A 24,712-nucleotide genomic window follows, 5' to 3' on the forward strand; every position below is an offset into this window, starting at 1 on the left:
ATTATAAATAATCTTGAAATGCCTTGAATTCTTTGACTATTCAAGGCTTTTTCGTTATAATAAGTTAGATAAAATAATGTAAGATGTCCCGTAGAGGAGTGATTTGTTTGTTAAGCTTTTTACAAAGGCTATTAGGCAATAATAACGCAAAAGAAATTAAAAAAATGCGTGCTATTGCAGATCATATTAATGAAATTGAACCTAATTATATTAAATTAAGTGATGCTAACTTAGTGGCAAAAACTGATGAGTTTAAACGTCGTTTGCAAAAAGGGGAAACGTTAGACGACCTATTGCCAGAAGCATTCGCTGTAGTTCGTGAAGCATCTAAACGCGTTTTAGGCATGCGTCATTTCGATGTACAGTTAATGGGGGGCATTTGCCTTCATAATGGTAATATCGCGGAGATGCGTACTGGTGAAGGTAAAACATTAGTAGCTACATTGCCCGTATATTTGAATGCATTGACCGGTAAGGGTGTACACGTTGTAACAGTAAATGATTATTTGGCGACTCGTGATAGCGAGCAAATGGGACGTTTATATAATTTCTTAGGACTTTCCACGGGTCTTATTGTGGCTAATCTTGACTTTAATCAACGTAAAGAAGCCTATGCGTGTGATATTACATATGGTACAAATAATGAGTTTGGTTTTGACTATTTACGCGATAACATGGTAACCGATGTTGTTCAAATGGTACAACGACCATTGAATTATGCCATTGTGGATGAAGTAGACTCCATTCTTATTGATGAAGCAAGAACACCATTAATTATCTCAGGCCCTGGTCAACGTTCCACTGATAATTATTATAAATTGGCTAAAATTGTTCCTCACCTTATAAAAGATGAAGACTATGTTATCGATGAAAAACAAAAAACTATTGCCCCTACAGATTCTGGCATCGCAAAGGTTGAAAAAATGCTTGGTGTTGAAAACCTATATGATGCAGAAAATATCGAGTTGAATCATTTGCTTGGTGCTTCTTTGCGTGCCTATGCTATGATGCATCGTGATACAGACTATGTGGTTAAAGATGGTGAAGTTGTTATCGTCGATGAATTTACGGGCCGTTTGATGTTTGGACGCCGTTACTCTGATGGTTTGCATCAGGCTATTGAGGCTAAAGAAGGTTTGAAAGTTGAACGCGAAAGCCAAACCTTAGCATCTGTTACATTCCAGAACTATTTCCGTATGTATGATAAATTATCAGGCATGACAGGTACTGCTAAAACAGAGGAAAAAGAATTTATCGATATTTATGGATTAGAGGTTATACCAATTCCACCAAATAAGCCTTTAATCCGGATGGATTTGCCTGATCAAATTTTTAAAACTAAAGCTGCTAAATATCGTGCTGTAGTACGAAATGCAGTAGAACGGCACCAAATAGGGCAACCTATTCTGATTGGTACTACATCTATTACACAGTCTGAAGAACTTTCAGACATGTTGTTGCGTGAAGGTGTACCTCATAAAGTATTGAATGCTAAACATCATGAACAAGAAGCAGAAATCGTTGCAGCTGCTGGCCAAATGGGAATGGTAACAATCGCTACTAATATGGCTGGTCGTGGTACAGATATTACTCTTGGAGAAGGTGTGCCAGAACTAGGTGGTTTAGCAATTCTGGGGACAGAACGCCATGAAAGCCGACGTATCGATAATCAATTACGCGGACGTGCTGGTCGTCAAGGGGATCCTGGTTCTTCTCAATTCTTCTTATCATTAGAAGATGACTTAATGCGTATCTTTGGTGCTGATAATATTACAGGTATCATGGATAAACTTGGTATGGAAGAGGATGAACCTATCGAGCATTCTTTGATTACTAAATCTATTGAACGTGCTCAAAAGAAAGTAGAGGATCATAACTATAATATTCGTAAATATGTACTCGAGTATGATGATGTTATGAATCAACAACGTGAAGTATTATACGAACAACGACGTCGTATTTTACGTAACGAATCCTTGCGTGAAACAATTAATGAAATGATTGACAAGCTTGTTACCGAATCTGTAGATGCTTATGCTGATGAAAAGCTCTATCCAGAAGAATGGGATTATGAAGGTCTCTATAAACATTTAAGTCAATATTTCTTAACAGAGGAGATTATGTCTTCTCAAGATATGGAAGAATATAGTCGTCAAGACTTATTAGAACGCTTATTAGAAATTGCTCATGAAGAGTATCAAGATCGCGTTGATATGCTTGGAGAGGCTATGTTTAGTCAACTTGAAAAGGCGATTATGTTGCGCGTTGTTGATAATAAATGGATGGAACATTTGGATAATATGGATATGCTACGAGAAGGTATTGGCCTCCGTGCATATGGTCAAAAGAATCCGTTGGTAGAATATAAGTTTGAAGCTTTCGATATGTTCCAAAACATGATTGCAGCTATTCAAGATGAGACAATCATGGCATTATATAAAATTCGTGCACAATTGATTCAAGAAATCGAAGAACCAGTTGATCACTTAGAAGGTGCACAATCCCATCATGAAGATGTGTTGGAGCCACAAAACATAGATTAAGATTTGTGAATGGCACGTTGCTCAAAGGGATTTCCACTGGGCAACGGCCATTTTTCTATTTTGTTAAGGTAATAGTTTATTGATGTAATAGGCTAATTAACTAAAGGTGGTGAACATAAATTGTTAGAAGATTTAAAACCGATTATTTCTAATCTAGAAGAACGTATTTATGGGATGAGGGATTCACTTTAACATCGCTCAGAAGGAAGACCGAATATTTACACTTGATGTACAGATGAGTGATCCTACATTTTGGGATAATCCAGATAAAGCTCGTGAGATTTCTCAAGAGGCCACACAACTAAAAAATGCTGTAGAAAGCTATAAGCAACTTGTTAGTGATATTGAAGATGCTAATGTGATGCTTGAAATGGCTATAGATGAAGATGACCTCTCCATGGAGAGTGAAATCAAGGAATATGTTAAGCAAATAGAAGAAACCTTGGAGAAGCAAGAAGTACTTTTATTGTTAAGTGGTGAATATGATGCAAATAATGCTATTTTAACATTTCATGCTGGTGCTGGTGGGACGGAGGCACAAGATTGGTGTTCTATGTTAATTCGCATGTACTTGCGCTGGGCTGAAAAATCTGGCTTCTCCATCGAGTTAATGGATGAACAACCTGGTGATGAAGCAGGGATAAAATCTGCTACATTCCTTGTTAAAGGTGAAAATGCCTTTGGTTACTTGAAGTCTGAGAAAGGTGTGCATCGTCTCGTTCGTATTTCACCATTTGATGCCGCGGCTCGACGTCATACATCATTTGCTGCTGTCGATGTAATGCCTGAAATCGATGATACTGTAGAAATTAATATCGATATGAAAGACGTTCAAGTTGATACATATCGTGCTAGTGGCGCTGGTGGTCAGCATATTAATAAAACCGATTCTGCTGTTCGTATGACACATAAGCCAACAGGTATTGTAGTACAATGCCAAACACAACGTTCTCAAATGCAGAATAGAGAACAAGCTTTACGTTTGTTACGGGCGAAACTATTTGAGTTAGAGCTCGAAAAGCAAGCTGAACTTAAAGAACAGATTGGAGGTACCTACCAAGCAATTGAGTGGGGGAGTCAAATTCGTTCCTATGTATTCCATCCATATAATCTTGTTAAGGATCATCGTACTAGTGTAGAAACTGGTAATGTTCAAGCTGTTATGGATGGCAACTTAGACCCATTTGTTGAAGGTTTCTTAAAAAAAGAGGCTAACTTAACAATTTAGGAGATACTATGAAAAAATTTTTACTATTCCTATTAGTGCTAATTATTGCTCTTGTAGTGGCATCCCAATTTTTATTACCATCTTTTATTGGCTCTCGTATTGAAAGTCAATTAAATGAAACATTGAAACCAACGGCTCAAACAGTAAATGTTGAGGCTCAACCTGCTTTCAAAATTTTATATGGTGAGGTGGATCGTGTTTATGGCACTTTGGAGAATATTAAACTGGGTAAATTGAATTTTGCTAGCTTCCGATTTGATGCTAAACAAATTCTTGTTAATCCAATTTCTTTATTAGCTAGTCAACAAATTGATATCGTTAGTGTTGGGACTGCTAGTATTGATGGGACTATTAATAAAGCTGATTTAGCGACTTTCTTAAGTAATGAAGCAGGTAGTGATATTCAAGACGTACAAGTTGACATTAGTAAAGATAATATCAGCCTAACCGGTAAAATGAATGTAGGCATGGTGTTTAAAGGGGATGTTAAGTTAGATGGGAATTTAGAGTTAAAGGGCAATACATTATTGTTTTCACCTAAAAAATTCACCATAAATGGTGCTACAATTCCTGGTATGACATCTAATGTGTTAGAAAGTACTCAAATTTATGACTTCAACAATTTTCCAATTCCTGTAAAAGCGGAAAGTTTAACTGTTGATAATGGTGAAATTCTCATTAAAGTTAAACCTGTACTCAACTAGAAAGGATTTGTCGTGAATCATCGGAACGCACAAAAAAGTAAGTACTCATGGATTCTTATACTTTGTATTATTATAGGTCTTTTATCTTCCTTATACTTAGTATTTGAACGCCATCAGATTGAGAAATCTCAAAATCATATTGAAAATATTGTAGACTATGATGCAGTTTTACGAGCCAGCGCCTTTGAAAAGCGTAGTCAACAAGAAGCTTTTGATGCATTACGTAATGCTGGTGTGACTGCTTTTGCTATTTATGATCGCACGTTAGAAAAAGCAAAAGATGCGGGCCAAGTTAAAGTATTAAGCTCTGAAGAGATGGACTCTGTTCGTGTTAATGGCGCTGCGATTAAACCTGGGGCGACTTATGTGGCATTAATTTCAGGTAAAGAAGGTTATTATAAAGAAATTCGAGAGGATTTATACCACCGTATTGGCAAGGACAAGGTGAAAGAGCTTAATACAAGTATTGGTCCTGTTCTTGAATTGTATGGTGCAACAGCAGATAGCTATGCAAAGATGAATCTTGGTATTTCAAAGTTGCAAGCACAAGAGGTTGCAGATCGTGGTTTCAATGTTATCGTTCGTCCAACAAACTATAGAAACGTAACATCTGAAGATATTCAATATGTATTTAAACGACTTGAAGGCATTCCTCATGTAACAGGGATGATTTTTGCTGGTAAAGAAGCTCTAGGTGCACCTAATTTAACGGATGAAACATTAGCATTACTAAATAAAAACCATATTCCACTAGTTGGTATCGAAGCTGTAAATCAGTTGCAGTATGAGCCACAACAAGGTTTCTTGGAAATGGCGGCCAAAAATAATTATAGTGTAGGTCGTGTGTATACTATCGCTAAAGAGGAGTTAAAGAAAATTACCCCTGAAGAAGCGGCACAACGCTTTTACATTAGTGATATAGAGCGAAATATTCGTTTTAACTTGTTTCCGATGTATGAAACAGGTATAAATAATGAAACTGTATTACAGACTACAATCAACTATATTAACATAGCTACAGAGAAATTGGCTGTAAAAGGTTATGAATTTGGTCCAGCGGATATTTATCCTGCTTATACACCAAATCCATTATTAGTAGTTATTACAATGATCGGGGCTATAGCACTTTTTGTATATGTTCTACAAATGATGTTACCAATGTCTAAGCATACGCAACTTGTGGCCTTTTTTGGCATTTCTTTGGCATCCATTGTTGTATTTATTCTTACAAGTGGTACCTTAATTACTCAAATATGGGCTCTATCTAGTGCTATTATGGCTCCTGTAGGTGCTATGATACGCTTGATGGAAGAGTGGCGCCGTTATGATGGTGCACGTCCATTAGGTGCCATTAAGTCTACTATTCTTGCCTTATTATATCTTGTAATTGCTGCATTATTTGCTGCTATTGGCGGAATGTATATCGCATCTTTATTGGGCAATACGAAATTCTTTATGGAGTTTGCTCTCTTTAGAGGTGTTAAGTTGACCTTTGTTCTGCCAATTATTCTAGTTATTATTGCGTACCTTCAACGATTCCCATTGTGGAACGGCCGCATGATTAATTCCAAAGAAGAAGCGAAAACATTTGTAGTGGAATTCTTAACTATGGATGTTAAATTATATGTATTCTTTATAATAGCAGCACTTGGTGGTGCAGTATGGGTATTTGTTGGCCGTAGTGGACACACTGCAGGTGTTCCTGTACCAGGCTTTGAACTTATGCTACGTCGTTTTCTTGAAAATACAATGTATGCGAGACCGCGTGAAAAAGAGTTCATTATTGGTCATCCTGCTTTAATGCTAGCTACCTTTGCGTTCATGCGTAAGTGGCCTACAGTAATTCATTTCTTGTTAACTCTAGCTGGTGTTATTGGCATTGCTTCGATGGTTGAAACCTTCTGTCATCTTAGAACGCCAGTGTTCATGTCCATCATGCGTGGTTATGATGGTTTGTTAATTGGCGCCCTTTTTGGAGTGCTTCTTATCATCGCAGTACGGTTTATGATGTACGTAACACAATGGTTCCAAGCTAGGGAGGTTGACCATGAGTAATATTGTTATCTCTGGTTATTATGGCTTTGGTAATGCTGGTGATGAGGCCATGCTTTGTGCTATTATCGATGCTATTCGTAAAGAAGAGGCTGATGCACATATTACTGTAATTTCTGGTAATCCTAAAGAGACTAGTAAAAAGCATAATATTAATACTGTAGGTACATTTTCTGCATTGGGTATCTTAAAAGCAATTGCTCATTCGGATCTTGTTATTAGTGGTGGTGGTAGTTTATTACAAGATGCTACTAGTATTCGCAATACTTACTATTACTTAAGTATTATGGCGTTAGCAAAGTTGCTTGGGAAAAAAGTAATGCTATACTCCCAAGGTATTGGTCCTTTAAATCGTTCATCAACACGTCGTGCCGTTGGATTTGTATTGCGTTTTGTAGATACTATTACAGTTAGAGATTCTATTTCAAAAGATGAACTAGTTTCTTTGGGAATTGAAGATGTAGAAGTTACTGCAGATGCGGTATTGGCCATGCAACCAGCAGATCTTTCAATTGGCTCTCATATTCTGAAAGGGTATATATCTAAAATATCTGAAGCAGATGAACAACGTAAACGAATTGGTGTGGCGGTTCGTAGTTGGAAAGAGGATACAGAGTATAGAGAATCCTTAGCTAATGTATTGAGCAGATTACAAGAACAAGATAATGTGGAAATTATCTTTATTCCTATGTCACATCCTGAGGATACAAAAGAGGCTAAGATCATTGCCAGCTATATGCCGAATGGCGCTATTGTGCTAGAAGGTCCGTTCTCTACAGAGCAACAAGTGTCATTATCTGGAAATGTGGACCTCATGATTGGTATACGTCTTCACGCTTTAGTTTTTAGTTCTTTAATGGGAAAACCAGTTATTGGTATTTCCTATGATCCTAAAATTACAAGCTTTTTACATATGATTGGTCAAGAGCCTATTGGCACAATGACTCATTTGCGTGAAGAAGCCTTATATCAATGGTGTCATAAATTGTTGAATTCTCGTGAGGAGTATCAAGCATCTTATGATCGCATTGAATCATTGCGTGTAGATTCCCAACGCAATGCAGAAATTGCTATTTCATTACTTAAAGATTATTAATATATTGGATTTTATCCAGAAAGTGAGGTCTCTATGGCTACATTAACACAAGATGTTAAACAATTAGTTCAAGAGAAGGCAAAAGCTATTCGCGTTGGTATTGTACAGTCTGTAACGGCAGCGAAATCCGGTCACCCAGGTGGTTCATTATCCATCGCCGATGTGATGGCCTTGTTGTACTATGTTGAGATGAATGTAGATCCAGCAAATCCAAAAGCTCCTAATAGAGATCGTTTTGTCCTTTCTAAAGGTCATGCAGCGCCTGCACTATACGCTACATTGGCTGAAAAAGGTTATTTCCCTAAAGAAGAACTCATGAACTTACGTAAAATTAATCATATGTTACAAGGCCATCCTGATATGAAACACACACCAGGTGTAGATATGTCTACAGGTTCTTTAGGACAAGGCATTTCTGCGGCTTGTGGTATGGCATTGGCAGGCAAAATTGATAATGCAGATTACCGTGTATACTCTATTCTTGGTGATGGTGAGCTTGAAGAAGGTCAAGTGTGGGAAGCTGCAATGTTTGCTGGCTTTTATAAACTGAATAATTTGACAGCTTTTGTCGATTTTAACGGTCTTCAAATTGATGGTGATATTACTAAAGTTCTTTCTCCATTACCAATTCCAGAAAAGTTCAAGGCTTTCAATTGGAATGTTATTGAAGTTAATGGTCATGACCTTGATGAGCTTCATAATGCTATTGAAACTGCGAAAGCTTTCACAGAAGGCCCAACATGTATTGTCATGCATACTGTAAAGGGTAAAGGCGTTGAAGAGATGGAAGGTCAAGCAGGCTGGCATGGTAAAGCACCAAGTGAAGAGCAAGGTGTAGCCTTTGTTAATGAAATTATGGGGGTGCAATAATGGGTAAAGCAACACGTGAAGCATATGGTAATGCGCTAGCTCGCATTGGTAAAGAGAATACTAATATTATCGTACTAGATGCGGATTTATCCAAATCTACTAAAACAGACACATTTAAAGCTGTGTGCCCGGAACGTTTCTTTAACGTAGGTATTGCAGAGCAAAACTTGATTTCTGTTGGTGCTGGACTTGCAGCGGCAGGTAAGATTCCATTTGTATCATCTTTCTCCATGTTTGCTACAGGACGTGCATTTGAACAAATTCGCAATGCTGTATGCTATCCTAAATTAAACGTGAAAGTATGTGCTACACATGCGGGCATTACTGTTGGTGAGGATGGTGCAACGCACCAAAGTTTAGAGGATATTTCCTGTATGCGTACATTGCCAAATATGACTGTAGTGGTACCTGCTGATGAGCGTGAAACAGAGGCTGTTATCGAATGGGCTGCATCTTATAACGGCCCAGTATACGTTCGTTTGGGGCGTGCTGGTGTAGATGATGTAACAACAGAAGGCTACTCATTTGTGCCAGGTAAATCTACTATTTTGGTAGATGGTTCTGATGTTACAATTATTGCTTGTGGTGCATTAGTTGGACCTGCTGTAGAGGCATCTAAAACTTTATCTGAATCTAATATATCTGCACGTGTTATTAATATGGCATCTATTAAACCTATTGATGCTGAAGCAATTATAAAAGCCGCTGCGGAAACTGGTGCTATCGTTACAGCTGAAGAACATAATATTATTGGTGGCCTCGGTTCTGCTGTATCTGAAGTAGTAGCATCTAATAAGCCTGTACCTATGGAATTCGTTGGTGTCCAAGATACATTTGGGGAGAGTGGAACACCAAAAGAACTAATGGCAAAGTATGGCTTAACTGCCAATGATATTGTAGAAGCCGTAAAACGTGTAATCGCTCGTAAATAATCAAAGGGGATCCCATGATTGAATTTAAGAATGTTAGTAAAGTCTATGATAATGGTTCTGTTGCATTAGACGATGTGTGTTTAACCATTAACGATGGTGAATTTGTTCTCGTTTGTGGTCACAGTGGTGCAGGGAAATCAACATTATTTAAGTTATTAACGCATGAGGTAGTGCCAGATGCTGGTACTGTCATTGTTGATGACTTTGATGTTACGCGTATGAAGCGCAGTAAAATTCCTAAATTGCGGAGAAAGCTTGGCGTTGTATTCCAAGACTTCCGATTATTGCCTAATAAAACGGTAGCAGAGAATATTGCTTTTGCTCTTGAAGTTATTGAAGAAAAACCAAAAATCATTAAAGAAAAGGTGAGTCATGTATTAGACCTTGTTGGTTTATCTGAGAAGGCTAATGACTTACCAGAGGATCTTTCTGGTGGGGAACAACAACGTGTTGCTATTGCGCGTGCAATTGTTAATCGCCCAACAGTATTAATTGCTGATGAACCTACTGGTAACCTTGATCCTGATACTAGTAAGGATATTGTTGAATTGTTTAAGCATATTAACAATTTCGGCACTACCGTTATTATGGTTACCCATAATATGGATCTTGTTTCATACTTGAATAAACGCGTTATTCGTTTAAAAGACGGCCGTGTTCAAAGTGATAATATGAGAGGTGCAGAAATTAATGAAGCCTAGAACGATAAAATACTATTTTAAAGAAGCACTGAAGTCTATGAAACGTAATGGACTTATGACATTAGCGTCCATTTCTACAGTGGCTTTATCCTTATTTATGCTCGGTGTATTCCTTTGTGGTGTCATTAATTTGAATAACATGGCATCCAGTCTAGAAAATCAAGTACAGTTAAGTATTTACTTAAAGGATGGTTTAACAACTGATCAAATTATGGCAGTAGGAAAGCAAATTAAGGCTATACCTAACTTAAAGCATTTAGAATTTGTTAATAAAGAGCAAGCTATGAAGGAGTTTAAAGAACGCCTTGGTGATCAGCAACAATTGGTGAATGCTTTAGGTGATGTAAATCCGTTGCCTAACTCGTACGTGTTAACCTTTGATAATCCTAGCGATGTAAAAGCAACTGCAAAATTAGCTACGACATTCCAAGGCGTAGAAAGTACACATTATGGTCAAGATATTGTAGAAGAGCTTTTCCGCATTACGCAAGTAATTCGTATTGGTGGGATTGTATTGATTGCTTTCCTAGCAGCTGCAACACTATTCATCATTTCAAATACAATTCGGTTGACTGTATTCGCACGTCGTAAAGAAATTGCAATCATGAAATATGTAGGTGCTACTAATGGATTTATTCGTTGGCCATTTTTGATTGAAGGCATGTTGTTAGGCTTAATTGGTGCTATCATTGCCGTTCTTTGCGTTGGTGAATTTTATCACTTCATCACAATGGAAGTTTCTGAATCATTAGCATTCTTCCCTTTAGTACCAATGTTCCCATTCTTCTATGATGTAGCCCTTTATATCTTAGGTGGCGGCATAGTAGTAGGTGCTATTGGTAGTACTATTTCTTTGAAACAATACATGAAGGTGTAATGTTTATGAATAATAGTATATTTAAATCTCGCTTCGTAGCGGCAATTTTGACTGGTATAGTGGTATTGGGAACACCATTATACATCGTTGCAGAGGACGAAGATTTAACAAATCAACTTGATTCAATTCAACAACAAGTTAATCAACAAAATGCTAAAAAGGCAGATGCTGAAACTGTAATAGTCAGTGTATCCGAACAGTTACGTCAAATCGAAGAACAATTACGTCAGGCTCAGCAACAATTGGATTCTATTCAACAACAACGTATAGCTGTTGAAAATGATATTACAGTGAATGAAAAATTACTTGCTGAAGCACAAAAACGACTAGAAGGGCGAGAAGCCGTATTTTATAAGCGTGTACGTGATATTTATATTAACGGTCGTTTAAGTTACTTAGATGTAGTTATTGGATCTAAAGATTTTACAGACTTTGCTAATCGTTTAGAAATTTTAAAACGAATTATTGATTCTGATATTAAATTAATTGAGGAAATCAAAAAAGAGCGCGCTGAAATAGCGGCTCGAAAGCAAGCACTAGAACAGTCTCGCGCAAAACTAGTTGAGCTTGAAAAAGCAGCTGCGGCAAAACGAGCTGAAATAGAGCAAAAGAAGAAAGAACGTGAGGTAGTTCTTCAAAAGGCTCAAAATGATCGTGCTACAGCAATGCAAGCAGTAGAAGAATTAAATGCATCTTCTGCACAGATTACAGCGTTATTGAAAGCACGTCAAGCAGAGCGTGCCGCTGCTCGTGCTGCAGCAGCGGCTCAACAATCTTCACCAACTTACTCTTGGGTACAAGGGTCTGGTCAACTTGGGTGGCCTGTAAGTGGTGAAATTACCTCTCCATATGGCTATCGTACACATCCGATTTGGGGCACTACAATTTATCATTCTGGCATTGATATTGGTGTTGATGAAGGTACACCTGTTCATGCTGCAGATGGTGGTACTGTTGCTTGGTCGGGTTGGATGGGTGGCTATGGTTATGCCGTAGTTATCGATCATGGTAATGGCATGTCTACTCTTTATGGACATAATTCTGAACTTGCTGTCTCTGAAGGGCAAGATGTAGGTAAGGGTCAAGTTATTGCCTATGCTGGTAGCACAGGTAATAGTACAGGGCCACATGTACATTTTGAAGTTCGTATAAGTGGGGATCCTGTGGATCCTATGGGATATTTATAATATGAAATTTGATACACGTACAGTGTTATGGAGTCTATTGAAATATATAGGCTCTGGCATTGTTATTATGTGGCTTACATTTTGGTATCTTTCCGGTTCATTCTGGGGGCTACCAAGATTATTTATAGCCTATTATACTGCGAGTCAAGTTTTTATGACACCTATGGCTAAAACTACCCTTTATGATGGTATGCTAAAGGGGTTAATTGACTCTTTGGGAGAACCGCATAGTGTTTATTTAAATGCAGAAGAATATAAATCTATGAAAATGCAAACATCTGCAACATATGCTGGTGTTGGTATGGTCCTTGGTACTGATGATAAAGGTCTATATGCAGTTAGCGTAATGGAAGACCAACCAGCTTTTAAAGCTGGAATTAAACCTGGAGACCACATTATTGCTATCGATGGACAATCCACTACTGAAATTCCGGTAGAGGAAGCATCTTCTCGTATTCGTGGCGAAGCTGGTACTACCGTATCTTTAGATATTGAACGTAATGGTGAAAAGTTGCATTTTGATATCACTCGTGAATCCATAGTTTTGCCTACTGTTAAAAGTAAAATGCTTACTAGCACAGTTGGATATATTCGTATTAGTCAGTTTGCAGAAAATACCGCAGAAGATTTTGCCACTCAATATAAAGAGCTTCAATCTCAAGGTATGAAGGCCCTTGTCTTGGACCTACGAGATAATCCAGGCGGTTTATTATCTACTACTGAAAAGATATCTAACTATATTATGCCTCCAGGTACACTCGTAACAGTACAAAATCGATCAGGTAAAAAGGATACTTATAAGTCAGATGGACCTGATGTAGCTATGCCATTGGTTGTTTTAGTTAATAAGGGCTCTGCTAGTGCATCAGAAATCATAGCAGGGGCTGTTCAAGATCGTAAATTAGGCACTATCGTAGGTACTAATACATATGGTAAAGGTACCGTTCAAACTATTTTCCCTAGTTTAGATGATGAAGGAATTAAAGTAACTATTGCTAAGTACCATACGCCAAGTGATCGTGTTATTGATGGAACAGGTATTAAACCTGATGTAGAAATCGATTTACCAAAAGGTGTACATCCATCTAGTACATTAGATGATATTCAAATTAAAAAAGCATTAGAGCTATTACAGCAATAATGCATAGGAGTTAAATTATGTTTATAGATAGAGCGCGCGTCTTTGTTAAAGCTGGTGACGGTGGGGATGGTATGTCCAGCTTCCGTCGAGAAAAATACGTGCCAAATGGCGGCCCTAGTGGTGGTGATGGTGGTAAAGGTGCGGATGTTATTTTTAAAGCTGACAAGAATATTAATACGCTTGTAGACTTTAGATATAAACGTCAGTTTAAGGCACCAGCTGGCGGTAATGGTGAAAGCTCTAATAAGCACGGTCGAGGTTCCGATCCTCTTATCATTCCAGTTCCATTGGGGACAGTAATTAAAGATGAGGAAACAGGAAAAATCTTTTGCGACCTTGTCAACGATGGCGATACCTTTGTTATTGCCAAAGGTGGTCGTGGCGGTCGTGGCAATGCTCGATTCCAAACTAGTGCTAACCGTGCACCAACCTTTGCAGAAAAGGGTGAACCTGGTGAAGAATTCTGGTTACAATTAGAGCTTAAAGTATTAGCTGATGTAGGTTTATTAGGTTATCCATCTGTTGGTAAATCTAGTATTTTGCGAAAAGTATCTAAAGCTCAACCAGAGGTGGCAGCATATCACTTTACTACACTAACACCAGTACTTGGGGTAGTTACAATTTCTGGAGATCGTAGCTTTGTTTTGGCCGATATTCCGGGCCTTATTGAAGGGGCTAGTGAAGGTGTAGGTCTAGGTCACAATTTTCTACGTCATGTTGAACGTACGAATATTTTAATTCATGTTCTAGATGTATCTGGTATGGAAGGCCGAGACCCTAAGGTCGACTTTGATGCGATTAATGAAGAGTTACGTAAATACTCTGAAAAATTGGCTAATAAGAAACAAATTATAGCTCTCAATAAGATCGATATGGTCTTTGATGACACGACGATTCCCGAAACAAAAAAATATTTTGAAGATAAAGGCTATGAAGTATTTCTCATTAACGCCTTAAGTGGTGAAGGTTTGTCAGAGCTTATGGAACGAGCTTACTACTATGTAGAAAACTACGAACCAGAGCCTGAAGCAAATGATGACACAGTTGTATACGAAGCAAAACAAGATGTAGAATTTGTCATTACTCGTGGTGATGATGCTGCTTTCTACATTACTGGTAAACGTATTGAACGATTAGTAGCTATGACAAATCTTGACGATGATCAATCTCTTCGTAGATTCCAACGCATTTGGCGCTTTATGGAGCTTGATGCAAAATTGAAGGAAAAAGGCTGTAAAGACGGTGATGAAGTTGTAATCGGCGATCAGCGCTTTACTTTCCAAGAGTAGGAGTAATAATGACAGGAAAACAAAAACGGTATTTACGTTCATTGGCGGCTACAATACCACCGGTTGTCCAAATTGGTAAAAATGGTTTAGAGGATAGCGTTATAGATAGTGCTCGTGCAGCGATTACAGCACGTGAGCTTATTAAGGTTAAATTACATAATAATAGTCCTGAAGATAAGACAATTTTTCAAGATTTAGCAGATATGCTTGGCGCTGAATTAGTTCAAGTGATTGGTTTTAATGGTGTTTTATATAAAGCTAAAAAAGAACCTAAAATCATTTTGCCAAAATAATTTTATATCTAGTAGATCATAAAAATTTGTATACATCGTAGTTAAGAATTTCAACCTTAGGAGGTTAGTCTATGCGCAGCGCCATCGTTAATGCAAAACGAATTGTAGTCAAAGTTGGTAGCAGTACGCTTTGTTACACTAACGGACATTTAAATTTGGAGCGTATTGAAAGATTAGTGCGCCAATTATCAGATTTGGCTAACCAAGGTAAAGAGATTATTCTTGTTTCCTCTGGTGCTACTGGTGCAGGTCTTGCCCCTTTAGGCTTTAAAGAAAAGCCTAGAGATCTCGTATTAAAACAAGCAGCTGCTGCAGTAGGTCAAGGTATTCTCATTCATATGTACGAGCGCATGTTTCGAGAATATGGTCGAACCGTAGGGCAAATTCTTTTAACGAAAGAGGATAGTACTGGACGACATAGTTATCTTAACTTGCGTAATACATTACATACTTTATTGCAACTTAACGTTATTCCTATTATTAATGAAAATGACGTGGTTGCTATCGAAGAATTTAAAATCGGTGATAACGATACATTATCTGCTACTGTTGCAGGTATTGTAGATGCAGATTTACTTATCATTTTGTCAGATATTGAAGGCTTATATACAGCTAACCCAGCCACTAATCCAGATGCTACTTTGATAGAAACTGTTTCTGAAATTAACGATGAAACCTATGCTATTGCAGGTGGTGCTGGTTCTAATATGGGAACGGGTGGTATGTATACAAAAATTAAAGCTGCTCATATGGCAACAAATTCTGGTGTACCAATGGTTATCACCTCCGGTGAAGTAGAGGATTCTGTTCGTCGTGTATGTAAGGGTGAACAAATTGGGACACTCTTTGAAGCCCATGATGCAAGTTTATCTGGTAAACATCATTGGTTAGCTTTTGGTAAACGATTAAAAGGCTCCATTACGATTGATGACGGATGTGCTCGCGCTGTTTTAGATAAGGGTGCTAGCATTCTGCCCGCTGGTATTATTGAAGTAGAGGGGACTTTTGGACCTGGTGATACAATTTCCATTTATCATGATCATAAGGAAATTGGTCGTGGACTTATTAATTATAGTATTGATGATATGAAGGCGATTAAAGGTCACAATACAAATGATATAGCCGAAATTCTGGGTATTAATACGACCTATGATGAGGCTGTACATCGTAATAATCTAGTTTTATTACACTGAGGAAATCCTATGAACCAGTATGAAAAAATTTGTAAAGATATGGGCCAGAGAGCTAAAACGGCATCTTTTGAATTAGCCCAACTCGATCAAGAAACTTTAGATTCTGCATTGTTAGCAATTGCTGATGCTGTAGAAGCACAAACAGATGAAATTATGGCGGCTAATGAGTTAGACCTAGAAAAATCTGTTGACTATAATTTACCTCGAACTATGATAGATCGATTGACTTTGACACCTAGTCGCATTGCTCAAATGGCAGAAGGGGTGCGTCAAGTGGCTGCTCTTGAAAGTCCTGTAGGTTCCATTATAGAAACAATCACTCGTCCTAATGGTTTGATTATTGAAAAGCGATCCGTACCTTTTGGTGTAATTGGTATTATCTTTGAAGCCCGTCCTAATGTAACCATAGATGCAGGTGTTCTTTGTTTAAAGACAGCAAATGCTACAATTTTACGAGGTGGTAAGGAGGCATTTCACACGAATCAAATCATCGTGTCTATTATGCGGAATACCTTAGAGTCGTTAGGTATTAATGGTGACTCTATTCAACTAGTTGAGGTGCTTGATCGAGATCTGGTTGGAGTACTTTTACAACAACGGGAATATATTGATGTAATCATTCCACGTGGGGGTGCTGGACTTATTCGCCGTGTTGTAGAAGATAGTAGTATCCCTGTTATTGAAACTGGCAGCGGTGTATGTCATACCTTTGTTGATGAATTTGCTGATTTAGAGATGGCTCTAGAAATTGCAGTCAATGCTAAAGTTCAACGTCCATCTGTATGTAACTCTATGGAAACCTTACTAGTTCATCAAGCTGTGGCTAGAGAGTTTTTACCACGCCTTAATATAGCACTACTAGAATATGGTGTTCGTATTCATGGTGATGAGGCTGTAGCTCAATATATGGAGAATACAATTCCTTTAACAGAAGAGTCTTTCAGCACAGAATACAATGATATGGACTTAAATGTGCGTATCGTTGAAAATCTTGAAGAAGCTATTGATCATGTGAATCGGTATACTACACATCACTCTGAGGCTATTATCACAGATGAACCTATGCGTGCTAATGTGTTTATGAATTTAGTAGATTGCTCTACTGTGTATCATAATGCATCTACACGTTTTACAGATGGCTTTGAGTTTGGCTTTGGTGCTGAGATTGGCATTAGTACACAAAAACTCCATGCTCGAGGCCCTATGGGGTTACAAGCTCTGACATCTTATAAATATTTTGTATTTGGAGAAGGCCAAGTACGGACGTGAAGAAACTATATTATTTTATAAGAGCATATTATAGATACATTCAAACACCAAAGGGTCGATATGAATGGATATCCTATATAAAAGCATTGCTCATATTCATCATTATTTGTGTCATTGTCATTAAGGGAGTGACCACATTATGGTAGATAAACGTCGCATAGGTATAATTGGTGGAACATTTAATCCCATTCATTTAGGTCATCTAATGATTGCAGAGGTGGCTTGTGAAAGCTTTAATTTAGAAAAGGTTATCTTTGTACCTGCTCGTATTCCACCACATAAGCAACATGATGTGATTGATAGTCATCATCGATATGCTATGACGGCGGCCGCAGTTTCGGATAATCCAAATTTTGAAATTTCTGATGTAGAGATGCGCCGAGAAGGCCCTTCGTATACCGTTGATACGATTCAATATTTTAAAAAACTATATGGTTCTACTGTTGAATTTTACTTTATTGCAGGGACTGATACTATTCGTGCATTACCGACTTGGAAATTTATAGATGAACTTATAGATGAGGTTCATTTTATTGGAGCTACTAGGCCAGATGGATCAAGTGCTATTGATTCTACTTTGGATGAGTTAGGATCTAAAGCACGTGAAAAAATACATGTTATGGAAGTGCCTGAAATGAAATTGTCTGCTACGTATTTACGAGAGCGCTTACGGTCTGGAAAGACAGTTCGTTATATGTTGCCTAAATGTGTAGTGGATTATATAGAAGAAAACCATATATATGGGAAGGAATAAATGATGTTATCGTTTGATGAAATACAGCATAGGGTAAGCCAATGGATGGGGAAAAAACGTTTTAAGCATACTCTAGGTGTTGTTGAATCCGCAACTCAGTTGGCTAAACTTTATAATGTTGATGTAGAAAAAGCACGATTAGCGGCATTGCTACATGATTGTGCTAAAGAAATGCCTTTGAAAGAGATGCAAGATTTGGTGAAGGAGAATAATTACAAAGCTGATGAAGAATTATTAGCCAATGGTAATCTTTTACATGGATTAGCAGGTATGATTCGAGCTAAACTTGAGTTCTCTATAACCGATTCAGAGATTTTAGAAGCTATTCGTGTTCATACAACTGGTAAGGTGGGAATGTCTAAATTAGATAAAGTTATATTCTTAGCAGATTATATTGAACCCAATCGTGATTTCCCAGGTGTTGATGAACTTCGAAAGATGGCTAAAAAAGATCTAAATAAGGCTGTATTGCTTGGTTTTGACAATACTATTAACCACCTTATTGAGCAACATCTTTCAATTTATCCTTTGACCATTCTTGGTCGTAATGATGTATTAAAATCTTGTAAATAATGGAGTTTTTATATGGACGAACGTGAACGTGCAAGAGCTCGTCGACGTAGAAAAAGACGTCAACAAAAGCCATCTGTGAAGTGGCCTAGAGTTATTTTGGCTATTGTTGTAGTTTTCACTTTGCTCGGTGGGATAGGGTATGGCATATATAGTGGTGTATCTTATGCATATAGAGCAATTGTAGGAACTACTGAAGCTACTGAAGCCGTGACAGATAGTGGAAATAAACAGGACGCAAATACTGTATCAGTAGAGCAAAAAGGCTTAGATAAACCTTTATATATTTTGGTTATCGGCACTGATGACAATAATCCTAGTCAAGGTGATAGTCTATTCCTATTATCTGTAAACCTTGATCAAAAAACGATGGACGTTATCGGCATTCCAAGTAATAGTAAAATCGATAATCGTGATCAAACCGATGCGACTATGTTAAATAGTATTTATGAAAAAGGAGGCATTGAACTTACTAAAGCTGTAATTGAGGATATGTTCCATATTTCAATCCCGTACTATGTAGTAGTTAATCAAACTGCCTTCAAGAAAACTAATGATGTGTTAGGAAATCAGCAAATTTATGTAGAACAACCGATGGAACATATTGATGCAGAAGGCAATATAGATATTGATTTGCGACGTGGTTACCAAACTTTAGATAGTAATAATGCCTTAGCGTATTTACGATATTCAGATCCTAAACACGATACCTTTACTCGTGTGCAACGACAAGAAAGATTCCTAAAATTGTGGGTGGAACAAGAACATAATGCATTTTTCTTAACAAATGCATGGCATATTTGGCGTATTTGGGATCATTATGATAGTAATATTTCTACTTTAGATGCTATTAAGTTGGTATACAATGCGAGCAAAATTAATAAGGAAGAAATTCATTTCTATATTCTTCCTGGAGAAAAAGAGCTTATAGGTGAAACGACTTATTGGAAGGTAAACCCTACGGAAGCTCAACGTTTAGTAGGGATAACAATGGGTAATTTGCCAGCTAATGAAATGACACAATTTATATCTGCACCAACTAATAGTACGTCGAAGGTTGCACCTGAATCAGAACATAATGGTGGCACTATTACAAAGCCCACAGAACCTGGTGAGGAGAGCGGTAGTAAGCGATAAGATAAGAGGCTAAATAATGAAAAAGAAAGAAGATATTAAACAAATCGTATTAGAGCTTGCACAAGCTGCATTTGATAAAAAGGGGAGAGATATTGAGATTCTTGATTTAGAAGGAATTTCTATGTTAGGCGACTATTTCTTAATTGTTAGTGCAAATAATAGTAAGCAATCTCAAAGTATTGCTGATGAAATGGAAGATAAAGCAGCCGAATTAGGTATAACAGTACAGCATAGAGAAGGTTATCGTGAAGGTGAATGGATCTTATTGGATTTTGGCGATATAATTTGTCATGTCTTTGGTGGTGATGAATTGCGTGAATTCTACAGTCTAGAAGAATTGTGGAATGATGCTGGTCGAGTTCCATATGAAGGAGTATAATATGGCTACAGAATTGTTGGAAAATACAATTGCCACATTAAAAGTGTTGCGTACTAGTGATCAAGGTGCTTTTTTAGATGGTCAAACTGGCAATACTAATGATGATATATTGCTTCATAAAGATCAACAAATTGCTCCTGTGGCTATCGGAGATGAAGTCGAGGTTTTTTTATATCGAGATCCAAAAGGTCGTTTAACTGCCTCTATGCGTCTACCAGCCATGAAGGTTGGCCAAATTGGTTATGTTGAGGTTATCAATACTACAAATTTTGGTTGTTTTGTTGAGGTAGGTACAGAACGTGGTATCTTTATGCCTCATGCGGAGATGCGTGGTAGACCTCAGGTAGGTGAAAAAGTATGGGTTCGTCTATATACTGATAAATCCGGTCGTTTGGCGGTATCCATGGATGTAGATGATGAAATGCGTCGTGCTTCTAAAGCTGCAACAGAAGCTATGGTAGGACAACTTGTAAAGGGGGCAATCTATAATTTAACTAGTGAGGGGGCTTTTTTTATTACCCCTGAACGTTGGATTGCCTTTTTGCATCGTTCCGAAATGACGAGAAAGTTAAAAGTAGGGGAAATGATTGAAGGCCGTATTACTTTCAAACGTGATGATGGTCGCGTTAATGTCTCTATGCGTCCTACAAAGGAAAAGGCTCTTGTTTCAGATGGAGATATTATCATGGGGTACCTGTTAAATCGTGGGGGTAAGATGCCTTATAGTGATGAATCTTCTGCTATGTTGATTAAAGATAAATTTAACATTAGCAAATCTGCCTTCAAACGTGCTTTGGGGCATTTAATGAAAGAGAAAAAGATTGTTCAAGAGGAGGGGTGGACATTACTTACCGACATAGGTCTGCAGTGGACACCGCCTGCTAATAATGAGTCCCAAGATGAGGAATAAAGTCAATGAAAATAGTCATTGTAGGTGCTGGTAAGGTTGGTTATTCATTAGCACAACGACTTATTCAAGATGATCATGATGTATATGTCATCGACCGTTCTCCAGAACGCATTCATAATCTTGAAAATACGTTAGATGTTAGTCTAGTTCTAGGGAATGGCAGTGATGTTCAATTATTGAATGAAATCGATATGTCTGATGTTGGTATGTTTATTGCTGTTACTGATTCAGATGAGGTTAATATGCTATCCTGTTCGGTAGCTAAAATAAAAGGTGTTCCTACGACTATTGCACGCGTTCGCGATAATAGTGTGGCGGAACATATGGATGAGGAGATACGAGCTCAATTAGGTGTTGATCTCTTCATCAATCCTGAAATGGTTACAGCTCAAGAGTTATTACGAATTTTAGAAACACCATCAGCTATAGATGTTGAGGAGTTCGGACAGGGTGCTGTGCGCCTTATGGAATTCAAATTGAATAATGAATTTCCTCTATTAGGACAGCCATTAAAAGAGATTCGCTTTCCTGAAGGTGTTCTGTTAGTTGGTATTTTACGCTATGGTGAAATGATTATTCCTCATGGTGAAAGTCGATTACAGGCTGATGATAGTGTATTTTTCCTAGGTTTGAAAGAGTCCGTTTCTGAAGTGGAGAACCTTTGGTTCCATAATTATAATACATTCTATAAACGGGCTGTCATTATTGGGGCAGGTCTCTTAGGTCGGAACTTAACTGTATTACTAGAAAAAGCTGGTTTTTCTGTGAAGGTTATTGAAAAAGACTTTGACCGTTGTGAGAACCTGGCAAATCAAGTGGATAAAGCCATGGTTATCAATGGAGATGGCACTGATTTTGATTTGCTCGAAGCTGAGGAAATTGCTGATAGTGATGTAATTATTGCTCTAACTGATGACGATAAACTTAATTTACTAGTAGCACTCGTAGGTAAGCATATGGGCATCCCAAAAACCGTTGTTCGTGTGGGACGGCCAGAATATATTATGCTGATGGAGCAAGTAGGTATTGACGTTGTATTTTCTCCACGTTTATTAACAGCAAGTCAAATTTTGCGCTTTGTACGAAGTGGAGAAGGGGTTGTATCTATTTCCACCTTTGAAGGTGGTAAAGCTGAATCTATCGAAATTGAAATTACCAATGAATCGCCTGTGGCAGGTAAACAATTGAAAGATATACGTTTACCTGGGAAGGCCTTAGTAGGTGTAATTTTACGGGAAAATGAAGCTATCGTACCTCGTGGTAATACTCAAATTTTAGATGGTGATCATATCGTTCTCTTTACATTACCTGAATCGGTAAGCAAATTGCTTAAATATCTTACTTAGTAAGGAGGGGCTATGCGAATTCAAATCGTTATGTCCTTAGTGGGTCGACTACTCTATATATTTGGGGTTTTTACTTTAATCCCTTTTATATACAGTGTTGTATTTGAAACTGCATATTGGTCATTCCTTATAACTACAAGCCTTTCTTTAGTTTTGGGGACGCTTTTATCTTATTACGGTTGTGAAAGTCAAAGCTTTAGTATTCGTGATGGGTTCTTAGTTGTATCCTCTACTTGGATATTCACGGTTATTTTGGGGGCTTTACCTTTTTTGGGGAGTGGCATATTGACTAATGTTTTTGATGCTTTATTTGAAGCCACTTCGGGTATTACTGCAACTGGTGCAACTATTATTTATAGTGTTGATGCGTTACCAAACACATTTGTATTGTGGCGTGGTCTTATGCACTGGGTTGGAGGGATGGGGATCATCGTCCTTATCTTATCATTTTTAAAGAATTTAGGAGCAGATGCAGCACATTTCTTTAATGCAGAGGCATCTGTACCAAAGCCTGGCGTTGTAATGCCACGTATTCAATCAATGGCCAGCAAGCTTTGGCAGTTGTATATTGCCTTTACTGCTCTTTGCTTTCTTATGCTGTGGGCTGGCGGTATTGAACCTTTTGATGCGTTAAATTATGCCTTTTCTATTATTGCCACGGGTGGATTTGCACCGACATCAGCAGGGGCTTTTATTTATGAACAAAGTAATTATATTTGTTTCGTATTTATATTCTTTATGTTTCTTGCTGGTGGCAATTTCTCTGTGTATTACAATGCACTTCAAAAAGGAATTCGCGTTTTAATTAATGATTTTGAAACACGTATGTACTGGCTTGTAGTGTTTATTGGTATTGCCATTGTATCAATATCTCTAGCATTACAATCTAGCTATTCTAGTCCTTTAGAGATTGTTAGAAATGCTGCCTTTAATTTAGTTTCGCTTCAAACTGGTAGTGGTTTTGCTATTAGTGATTATGATTTGTGGCCTGCTGCAGCACAGATGATGTTATTTATTTGTACATTTTTTGGTGGCTGTAGTGGTTCTACAACGGGCGGTGTAAAAATTATACGACTTATTATTTTGATTAAGAGTTCTATAATTTATCTGCGAAAATCAATTCATCCTGATATGGTTCAAGTAGTACGTATTAATGGCAAACCGATGCCTACTAAATGGATCCAGATGACACATCAATTTTTATTTTTATATTTAATGATTTATGTGGTATCTGTTTTTCTAATGACTTGTACTGGTCTTAATACATATGATTCTATGCAAGTGGTTACGGCCTTTCTTAGCAATGTAGGACTAGGGTTTGGTGGCTTTGGTCCTACTGACTCCTTTAGTGTTATGCCGGATACTGCTAAATGTATTGCTATTGTAGACATGTTACTAGGTCGTTTGGAGTTATTTACGATTTTAGTTATGCTTCACCCTCAGTTTTGGGAAGGGTATTTTATTAAAAAAGAGGTTCCTAAACGATATCGTATTCTATAGAAGGGCGGGAACTATATGGAAGTTATAAAACGTCCTCTAGGGCTTTATAAAGCAAATTGTTATGTGCTTATCAAAGAGGGAAAATCTATAATCATTGATCCGGGCTTTCATTGTAACCACATTATTGATATGGTTGCAGATTCTGAGCCCATAGCAGTTTTATTGACACATGGTCATTGTGATCATGTGTCAGCCTTGGATGAAGTGTGTATACATTATAATATTCCCGCTTATTTACATCCTTTAGATCAAGAGTTGTTACAGTTAATTCGACGGAGACCAAGTGTATATAAGAAAAAAATGTATACACACTGTAATGATTTAGTAGAGGGGCAATTAAATTTAGATCCTTTTGATATATTAGTTCATCATACACCTGGGCATAGTGCGGGATCGGTTTGTTTAGAAATTGAAGGTTATCTATTTACTGGTGATACCTTATTTAAGCAAAATGTGGGAAATACAGATAATTATAAAAGTGATCCAGCTGATTTGATTAAGAGTTTGAAATATCTTTTAACCTTGTCCAAGGATTTGATTGTTGAGCCAGGACATAGGGAATCTACCATATTAAAAAATGAGGAAGAATTTATTAAAAATATTGTAGTATAGTGTTGACAAAAGTCCTGATAACCGATATACTAAGCAAGTACTTTGGTTACGGCCCCGTGGTGTAGCGGTTAACATGTCGCCCTGTCACGGCGAAGATCGTCAGTTCAAATCTGATCGGGGTCGCCATTT

23 protein-coding genes and 1 tRNA gene are annotated in these 24,712 nt (G+C 37.6%); all 24 read left to right on the top strand.

The features are described 5' to 3' along the window. Positions 1-107: 107 nt before the first annotated feature. On the top strand, positions 108-2,543 hold the full coding sequence (gene secA / locus HMPREF1865_RS00395; RefSeq protein ID WP_155640495.1) for a preprotein translocase subunit SecA: 2,436 nt from the start codon (positions 108-110) through the stop codon (positions 2,541-2,543). Between the two features lie 120 nt (positions 2,544-2,663). Then, a protein-coding gene (prfB, locus tag HMPREF1865_RS00400; protein WP_230949585.1) for a peptide chain release factor 2 occupies positions 2,664-3,771 on the top strand; the annotation gives its coding sequence in 2 pieces (ribosomal slippage) (positions 2,664-2,720 and positions 2,722-3,771; 1,107 coding nt in all). An 8-nt stretch (positions 3,772-3,779) separates the two neighbouring features. Beyond that, positions 3,780-4,475 carry an LmeA family phospholipid-binding protein gene (locus HMPREF1865_RS00405; RefSeq protein ID WP_004693153.1) on the top strand — a complete coding sequence of 232 codons (696 nt, stop codon included), beginning with the start codon at positions 3,780-3,782 and terminating at the stop codon, positions 4,473-4,475. A 12-nt stretch (positions 4,476-4,487) separates the two neighbouring features. After that, the gene (locus HMPREF1865_RS00410; RefSeq protein WP_004693155.1) at positions 4,488-6,530 is read left to right on the top strand and encodes a DUF5693 family protein; all 2,043 of its coding nucleotides are present in this window, start codon (positions 4,488-4,490) and stop codon (positions 6,528-6,530) included. After that, complete coding sequence (csaB, locus tag HMPREF1865_RS00415; RefSeq protein ID WP_060918830.1) at positions 6,523-7,623, top strand: polysaccharide pyruvyl transferase CsaB; 1,101 nt, start codon at positions 6,523-6,525, stop codon at positions 7,621-7,623. The genes HMPREF1865_RS00410 and csaB overlap by 8 nt, the downstream gene beginning before the upstream one ends. A 33-nt stretch (positions 7,624-7,656) precedes the next feature. After that, complete coding sequence (locus HMPREF1865_RS00420; RefSeq protein WP_004693160.1) at positions 7,657-8,493, top strand: transketolase; 837 nt, start codon at positions 7,657-7,659, stop codon at positions 8,491-8,493. Then, a complete protein-coding gene (locus tag HMPREF1865_RS00425) occupies positions 8,493-9,425 on the top strand; it encodes a transketolase family protein (RefSeq protein ID WP_024061787.1) in 933 nt (310 codons plus the stop codon). Before HMPREF1865_RS00420 ends, HMPREF1865_RS00425 begins: the two co-directional genes overlap by 1 nt. 14 nt (positions 9,426-9,439) lie before the next feature. After that, a complete protein-coding gene (ftsE, locus tag HMPREF1865_RS00430) occupies positions 9,440-10,126 on the top strand; it encodes a cell division ATP-binding protein FtsE (protein WP_004693165.1) in 687 nt (228 codons plus the stop codon). Further along, positions 10,116-11,003, top strand: a complete 888-nt coding sequence (ftsX, locus tag HMPREF1865_RS00435) for a permease-like cell division protein FtsX (RefSeq protein ID WP_004693167.1) — start codon at positions 10,116-10,118, stop codon at positions 11,001-11,003. Before ftsE ends, ftsX begins: the two co-directional genes overlap by 11 nt. Before the next feature lie 5 nt (positions 11,004-11,008). Next, positions 11,009-12,190 carry a murein hydrolase activator EnvC family protein gene (locus HMPREF1865_RS00440; protein ID WP_004693169.1) on the top strand — a complete coding sequence of 394 codons (1,182 nt, stop codon included), beginning with the start codon at positions 11,009-11,011 and terminating at the stop codon, positions 12,188-12,190. A gap of 1 nt (position 12,191) precedes the next feature. After that, positions 12,192-13,331 (top strand): S41 family peptidase, encoded by a 1,140-nt coding sequence (locus tag HMPREF1865_RS00445; RefSeq protein ID WP_008600791.1) that lies wholly within the window; start codon positions 12,192-12,194, stop codon positions 13,329-13,331. 17 nt (positions 13,332-13,348) lie between these two features. Then, positions 13,349-14,620, top strand: a complete 1,272-nt coding sequence (gene obgE / locus HMPREF1865_RS00450) for a GTPase ObgE (RefSeq protein ID WP_060918831.1) — start codon at positions 13,349-13,351, stop codon at positions 14,618-14,620. An 8-nt stretch (positions 14,621-14,628) separates the two neighbouring features. Next, a complete protein-coding gene (gene yhbY, locus HMPREF1865_RS00455) occupies positions 14,629-14,913 on the top strand; it encodes a ribosome assembly RNA-binding protein YhbY (protein WP_004693176.1) in 285 nt (94 codons plus the stop codon). A 71-nt stretch (positions 14,914-14,984) separates the two neighbouring features. Further along, positions 14,985-16,106 (top strand): glutamate 5-kinase, encoded by a 1,122-nt coding sequence (gene proB / locus HMPREF1865_RS00460; protein WP_004693178.1) that lies wholly within the window; start codon positions 14,985-14,987, stop codon positions 16,104-16,106. 9 nt (positions 16,107-16,115) lie between these two features. After that, complete coding sequence (locus HMPREF1865_RS00465) at positions 16,116-17,375, top strand: glutamate-5-semialdehyde dehydrogenase (RefSeq protein WP_060918832.1); 1,260 nt, start codon at positions 16,116-16,118, stop codon at positions 17,373-17,375. A 139-nt stretch (positions 17,376-17,514) separates the two neighbouring features. Continuing rightward, positions 17,515-18,129, top strand: coding sequence for a nicotinate-nucleotide adenylyltransferase (nadD, locus tag HMPREF1865_RS00470; protein WP_060918833.1), 615 nt, complete (start codon positions 17,515-17,517; stop codon positions 18,127-18,129). Between the two features lie 3 nt (positions 18,130-18,132). Further along, entirely contained in the window at positions 18,133-18,702 is a 570-nt protein-coding gene (yqeK, locus tag HMPREF1865_RS00475) for a bis(5'-nucleosyl)-tetraphosphatase (symmetrical) YqeK (protein WP_024061792.1), read from the top strand. A 12-nt stretch (positions 18,703-18,714) separates the two neighbouring features. Beyond that, entirely contained in the window at positions 18,715-19,836 is a 1,122-nt protein-coding gene (locus HMPREF1865_RS00480) for an LCP family protein (RefSeq protein WP_021148082.1), read from the top strand. 16 nt (positions 19,837-19,852) lie between these two features. Then, entirely contained in the window at positions 19,853-20,215 is a 363-nt protein-coding gene (gene rsfS, locus HMPREF1865_RS00485) for a ribosome silencing factor (RefSeq protein WP_060918834.1), read from the top strand. A 1-nt stretch (position 20,216) separates the two neighbouring features. After that, entirely contained in the window at positions 20,217-21,125 is a 909-nt protein-coding gene (locus HMPREF1865_RS00490; RefSeq protein ID WP_060918835.1) for a CvfB family protein, read from the top strand. A gap of 5 nt (positions 21,126-21,130) precedes the next feature. Further along, entirely contained in the window at positions 21,131-22,471 is a 1,341-nt protein-coding gene (gene trkA, locus HMPREF1865_RS00495; RefSeq protein ID WP_008713810.1) for a Trk system potassium transporter TrkA, read from the top strand. 12 nt (positions 22,472-22,483) lie between these two features. Next, complete coding sequence (locus tag HMPREF1865_RS00500; protein WP_060918836.1) at positions 22,484-23,971, top strand: TrkH family potassium uptake protein; 1,488 nt, start codon at positions 22,484-22,486, stop codon at positions 23,969-23,971. A 15-nt stretch (positions 23,972-23,986) separates the two neighbouring features. Next, positions 23,987-24,583: an MBL fold metallo-hydrolase gene (locus HMPREF1865_RS00505; protein ID WP_060918837.1), complete on the top strand. Its 597-nt coding sequence runs from the start codon at positions 23,987-23,989 to the stop codon at positions 24,581-24,583. A gap of 50 nt (positions 24,584-24,633) precedes the next feature. Beyond that, positions 24,634-24,709, top strand: a tRNA-Asp gene (locus tag HMPREF1865_RS00510). Positions 24,710-24,712 lie beyond the last annotated feature (3 nt).

This window comes from Veillonella parvula, assembly GCF_001553335.1.
Lineage (GTDB): Bacteria > Bacillota > Negativicutes > Veillonellales > Veillonellaceae > Veillonella > Veillonella parvula_S.